We start from the raw sequence: 2,001 nt of genomic DNA, 5'->3' as shown, positions 1-2,001 counted from the left end.
TGTGCAACAACAGGTGAAATAGATTATATGGTTGTATCGGGTTCAACGGATGAAGGTAATGATATATTCGTGACTTTAATTAAGTTTGATGACCAGTGGGATGTACCCGCAGGAACTATGTCTTGCTGCAGAGCCACAGCGGGGGCTATGGTTGGAGTATATGATAGGGTATTCCCAGGAAAAGTCGCGGTTGAATGGTTAGATAAGTCAGAAAATAGAATTTACTTTGGTGAAGTTGCAATAGACAAAAAAGGTTACAAATTAGCTAAATCTCTCCCTTATTTTACTTTATCGACAGGTGAGGTATTTAAGAAAATAAAACCATATTTAATAGTCGGTATGGGTGAATCAGGTGAAATCAAAGTTTGGATTTCAAATACACCATCTGCTGGGTTTACAGGCCATGTATTACACGAACTAGGCTCAGGGCAAGCTCAATGGCGTGAGAATAAGTAGTAAAGCCACGACCCTAAGCTTATGTTCTATAAAGTATTCGCAGAGGTAGCCCGTAGCTCATGACCCAGAAGAAGACGCTGAATTCACCACTAAAAACCAACAACGTGAGCTTTTTTACAATCAACCAGAACAAGCTGAAGAAAGTGAGCAATGGCAGTCACAACTAATAAATGGATATAGATTATGGACAACCTCATAAAATTACTCATCACACTCACTTTTACATTATTTGTAATGGGTTGCTCGTCAACAGGAACAATTGATTACATGGTTGCAGGTGTCGGCACCGAAAATGGCAATGCAATTTGGGGGCGCTCTGTAGTATTTGATGATGAGTGGGGAATACCGTCAGGGGCAATTGGGTGCTGCTATGGTGAAACAAGAGCGACGGTAAGTGTTTACGATCAAAAATTCCCAGAAAAAGTAGCTGTTGAATGGTTAGATAAGTCAGAAAATAGAATTTACTTTGGTGAAGTTGCAATAGACAAAAAAGGTTACAAATTAGCTAAATCTCTCCCTTATTTTACTTTATCGACAGGTGAAGTATTTAAGGAAATAAAACCATACTTAATAGTCGGTATGGGTGAGTCAGGTGAAATCAAAGTTTGGTTATCTAATACCCGTTCAGCGGGATTTACAGGCCGTGTATTACACGAACTAGCCTCAGGACAAGCCCAGTGGCGTGAGAATAACTAGTAAAGCGATTTCCATCTGTAGCTTTGGCCCATGGTTCTGAATATGGGCCGGAATTTACCACTAAAAACAACATATTGAAGGTTCATGTAGTAACAATGGCAAGGGCCAACCAGCGGGCAAGTAACCTTGCAACTAGCAAAAAAACGCCCAGACGAAGTATCCTTTTGGCAGCACTATTTTGAGGTTAAACCAGGGGCTTATAATGTCACTGCAACTGCCAATGGCGCGGTAGATAGCACCACATTCACCGTTGAGCAGCCTACGTTAGGTTACGAAATTGAGCTACTAGATGAGACAGGCGAGCCCCAAGCCAACATGGGCTATAAAATTCGCTTACGTAACGGCCATATTATCACCGGACAGCTCGATCAAAACGGCTACGCCAACGTATCAGGCCCTGATTTTGAAAACGCCAAAGTCAGCTTTTTTGAACTCGCCGATCACGATTGGTCAGTAGGCAACATCACCTAAACGTAGACTTGCTCTGGCGATATTTATATTTAGGGATAAGGATATTTCAATGATACAACAACACACCGTCGCACAAGGCGAAACTCTGCTACGCATAGCACGCCAATATGGTTATAAAACCTCAACCGCCTTGTATAACCACCCCAGTAATGCTGAATTTAGAGCGCTGCGCCCTGATCCAAACTTAATTTACCCGGGTGACGTTATTACCATACCACCTAAAAAAGAAAAGTTTATGCCGCTGCGCGCCAATAGCCTAAATACGTTTGTTGTACAAAACGAAAAAGAATATTTTCGCCTGCAAATAATTCATGAAGATGGTGATGACATCACTGGCAAACGTATTGTACTCAACATAGGCAGCCAAACTATCGATAC

4 protein-coding genes are annotated in these 2,001 nt (G+C 41.7%); all 4 read left to right on the top strand.

Features of this window, described 5'->3' with window-relative positions:
• The coding region (locus tag H5154_RS22600) for a DUF2931 domain-containing protein (protein ID WP_182719710.1) at positions 1 to 456 on the top strand (456 nt) is incomplete at its 5' end.
• Between the two features lie 183 nt (positions 457 to 639).
• Positions 640 to 1,152, top strand: coding sequence for a DUF2931 domain-containing protein (locus H5154_RS22595; RefSeq protein WP_182719709.1), 513 nt, complete (start codon positions 640 to 642; stop codon positions 1,150 to 1,152).
• 126 nt (positions 1,153 to 1,278) lie between these two features.
• The gene (locus tag H5154_RS22590; RefSeq protein WP_259398596.1) at positions 1,279 to 1,623 is read left to right on the top strand and encodes a hypothetical protein; all 345 of its coding nucleotides are present in this window, start codon (positions 1,279 to 1,281) and stop codon (positions 1,621 to 1,623) included.
• Positions 1,624 to 1,672: 49 nt separating this feature from the next.
• Positions 1,673 to 2,001 (top strand): LysM peptidoglycan-binding domain-containing protein (locus H5154_RS22585; RefSeq protein ID WP_182719708.1); only part of this gene is annotated, 329 nt, incomplete at its 3' end.

The organism is Pseudoalteromonas sp. SR44-5 (assembly GCF_014163675.1).
Lineage (GTDB): Bacteria > Pseudomonadota > Gammaproteobacteria > Enterobacterales > Alteromonadaceae > Pseudoalteromonas > Pseudoalteromonas rhizosphaerae.
The sequence above is the reverse complement of the archived record's forward strand: the minus strand, read 5'-3'. Positions and strand labels throughout refer to the sequence as shown.